This window comes from Methanosarcina sp. 1.H.A.2.2 (genome assembly GCF_000979975.1).
Lineage (GTDB): Archaea > Halobacteriota > Methanosarcinia > Methanosarcinales > Methanosarcinaceae > Methanosarcina.
This window is the reverse complement of record NZ_JJQL01000083.1, coordinates 1-3893: the sequence shown is the minus strand read 5'-3', so window position 1 is coordinate 3893 and position 3893 is coordinate 1. Positions and strand designations below refer to the sequence as shown.

Genomic DNA, 3893 nt, shown 5'->3' with positions numbered 1-3893 from the left:
ATTTTAGTTTATTTTAGTTTATTTTAGTTTATTTTAGTTTATTTTAGTTTATTTTAGTTTATATATTTGGATGAATGCTGATTTTATGATTTATCTGTTTATTTGTTCTAATGCTTTGTTGGTTTACTATTCCTCTGCTGGAAAAGCTTTTACTCTGCCATTAAGTTAAATTTACCCTGATGATATAACTTAATTTGCTTCATCTCATTTTGACCGGCTATTCTGCCATGTCAGTTATTGAGCCCCTGTTTTGTCAGACAGGGCTTGAAATTGACGAGAATTTCTTTTTCGGATTAAATCTGTGCCCTCGAGCTTGCTGAAAAACCGGTTGAATTGTATAATATTTAAAAACAAGCAGATCATATTAAGATTTCTGATTAGTCAACTGTGACAATAAATATTATGAGGAGAGCATTACTGCTTAATACCACATTCTGTGCACAAACCCTTTGCAATCTTCCGGACTCTCCAGATAGAAGATTACGACCCTTCTTATCAGTGATAAACATGGTAAAAGAAACAAAAAAAACCAGATCATCTGCTAAAGTTCCGGAAATTCGCCATACTACCGATACTCCTGAAGCTGCCACAGAAAAAAGAATTGTACTCACTATTGCGATACTTGCCGGATTTATCACTCCTTTTGACGGTTCGGCAGTAAATATTGCCCTACCTACACTGGGGGCAGAATTTCATATGAACGCGATAGCTCTCTCCTGGGTTGCGACCGCATACCTTCTATCTTCAGCCGTGTTTCTTGTCCCGTTCGGAAAAATCGCAGATATTTACGGACGGAAAAAGGTTTTCCTCTACGGTATTTCTATCTTCAGCCTTGCGTCCCTGGCAATGACCATGGTCCCTTCGACAGAAATACTGATCGGTATCCGGGTTATCCAGGGGCTTGGAAGTGCTATGATCTTCGGGACAGGAGTTGCCATCGTTACCTCCGTCTTCCCCCCGGGTGAACGTGGTAAGGCTCTCGGGATCTATATCACTGCAGTTTACCTCGGGCTCTCCCTTGGACCTTTCCTTGGAGGTTTAATGACGCAATATCTGGGCTGGAGGAGCATTTTCTTCGTAAACGTCCCTATAGGCATCGCAGCGGTTATTCTCATCCTCTGGAAGCTGAAAGGGGAATGGGCCGAGTGCAGGGGGGAGAAGTTCGACCTTACAGGGTCTGTTATCTATGGGGCAGCGGTCGTTGCTGTTATGTACGGGTTCTCAACTCTTCCGGACTTTAAAGGAGTTGCCTTCATAGCTGCGGGAATTCTCGGGGTTATCGGCTTTGCTCTTTATGAAATGAGAATATCTTCCCCTGTTCTTGACATCAGGCTCCTGACAAAAAACAGGATTTTTGCCCTTTCGAACCTTGCCGCGCTTATCAATTACAGTGCAACTTTTGCAGTGACTTTTCTCTTAAGCCTGGACCTGCAGTACACAAAAGGCTTCACGCCTGAGCACGCAGGTTTTATCCTGATAGCGCAGCCAGTTGTCCAGGCCATGGTTTCCCCAATTGCCGGCCGGCTCTCTGACAGGATTGAGCCGCGGATCGTTGCATCGGCGGGAATGGCTCTCACTTCAATTGGGCTCTTCTTCCTCATTTTCCTTACAGAAACGACACCTCTCTGGCACCTGGTCCTCACCCTTCTCATACTCGGTGCAGGGTTCGGGCTCTTCTCTTCCCCGAACACGAATGCAATTATGAGTTCGGTTGATAAGAGGTTCTACGGTGTCGCATCCGGGATGAACGGGACTATGCGGCTCCTCGGCCAGATGCTCTCGATGGGTATCGCGATGATGATCTTTGCGGTTGTAATCGGCCCTGTGGAGATCACACCCGAATATCACTCCCAGTTCGTTTCGAGCCTGCATTATGCGTTTATCCTGTTTACGATCTTCTGCATCATCGGGGTATTCGCGTCTCTGGTGAGAGGAAAAACCAGTTCGGTGGTTCGCACAGGCATACCTGAAGCGGGTAAGAAAACAGTGCGTTGAAAAAATAACTTTCTTGAGGTTCCATTTCGAGTAATCTGGCGTATCCCGAGGACGTGCAGCCGTGGAGAAGTATATCTCAATTTTATATACTTTATCTGACATTTTCTGATAAGGAGTTTATAGAATCTACTATCTAGAATCTACTATCTAGTGGATTATCTACTATCTAGTGGATTTTTAATTTACTGCCAGAAGTCCAGAGCAACAATCTGTCTTGAGTAAAACGCTATAGATATACAGCTAACTTAATTATTGCAGGGGGTTTATTTAGTGGATCTTTTTAGCCGGAATAGAGAGAAAGGAAACCATGTTTCCGGAATTGACAGGGGTAAGGTCGTAATGTACGGGCTGAGCACCTGTGTATGGTGTAAAAAAACAAAGAAACTGCTCACCGATCTTGGAGTGGATTTTGAGTATATTTATGTGGACAGGCTGGAAGGAGAGGAAGAAAACAACGCTGTTGAGATAGTCAGACGTTTTAATCCTTCAATCTCTTTCCCAACAACTATTATAAATGACGAAAAGGCAATTGTGGGTTTTAAGGAAACACAAATCCGTGAAGCTCTTGGTTTTTGAGGGGGGGAGTTGGGTTGAAAGAAGAGAAAACTGCCGAAGAAGGCATATCCGAAGAGAAAGTGGACACAGTCTATAAGCGGTTGAAGCAGGAGGCTGAGAAATCAGGCTACCACCTGAATCCTGATGTCGAGTTCACAAAAGACCTTGTGCGGGGGCTGCTGGTCAATGAGGAGCGTTACGGCTACTGGAGCTGTCCATGCAGACTGGCTTCCGGAAATAAAGAGGAAGACCTGGATATTATCTGTCCCTGCTACTACAGAGATCCTGATCTAAACGATTATGGAGCCTGTTACTGTGCACTCTATGTTTCGGACGAGACCATTAGAGGAGAAAGAGAAATAGAATCTATCCCGGAAAGGCGCCCTTCCCGCGAGGAAAGAGAAGCTGAAAGAGCCGAGGAAGCTGAAAGAACGGAGATGATGGAAACTATGGAATTCTCAGGGAACCTTTCAAAGCCAGTATGGAGATGTAAGGTTTGCGGATATCTCAGTGCCATGGACGAGGCTCCAGGGGTCTGTCCTATCTGTAAGGCGAAAAAGGAAAGATTTGAACGGTTCATGTAATTTTTTCATGTAATTTTTTCATGTAATTTTTTCATGTAATTTTTTCATGTAATTTTTTCATGTAATTTTTCCTTTTTTGTATCCTCTTCAAATTTCAATATTAAATACTATGTCAAAACTGCTGCAGGTACTTCTTTTCTTAATATGTTAGGACTTACGTGGTTGAACTGAGAAATCAATACCGTTAAGCCTGTAGCGGTCTAAAATATAAAGTTAAACCACAAAGGCTATAGACATTGATTTTGCGCCTTAAGTGAGTAATATAAGAATCTCTTTTTTACTTTGTTAATAAATATAAATTATTTCTTCGTGACTCCATAAAAAGTTTCCTTATTTGGAGGCGTTAAGCTATGGAATCGAATACTCAGGGCTTTAGCAAATACAGTTTTATTGAGGTTGGACTCCCCTATCTTCAACTTTACATGATTGATGTTTTGGAATTCCTTAAAGCTGATTTCGAAAGCCCCTATACTTCGTCTCACGCGTATAAATTGTTTATAAGCAACTTGCTGAAACTAGAGATTTATCGAAATGCTCTTAAAAGAAACCCCCTTCATTTTATTTATATTGGCCTTATTTCCGTTACTTATTAATGATAAGGAAAATTGATTCTATTTAATTTATTACTATGGGAGCGCAGAGGGTCACGAATACCCTGACCTTTACAGGCTGTCCGATAATTACCGCAGATAATTAGAGTTTCCTGTCGCGATATATATAATAATAATTTTATATTAGTGGTAGGAATACTTGATTTAT

General features: G+C 42.0%; 3 protein-coding genes. All 3 read left to right on the top strand.

Annotated features, from left to right (window positions below):
- Positions 1-507 precede the first annotated feature (507 nt).
- The gene (locus EO93_RS13435) at positions 508-1995 is read left to right on the top strand and encodes an MFS transporter (protein WP_048163036.1); all 1488 of its coding nucleotides are present in this window, start codon (positions 508-510) and stop codon (positions 1993-1995) included.
- A 270-nt stretch (positions 1996-2265) separates the two neighbouring features.
- Complete coding sequence (locus tag EO93_RS13430; protein ID WP_048163034.1) at positions 2266-2571, top strand: glutaredoxin family protein; 306 nt, start codon at positions 2266-2268, stop codon at positions 2569-2571.
- Between the two features lie 14 nt (positions 2572-2585).
- A complete protein-coding gene (locus tag EO93_RS13425; protein ID WP_048163037.1) occupies positions 2586-3134 on the top strand; it encodes a ferredoxin-thioredoxin reductase catalytic domain-containing protein in 549 nt (182 codons plus the stop codon).
- Positions 3135-3893: the final 759 nt, after the last annotated feature.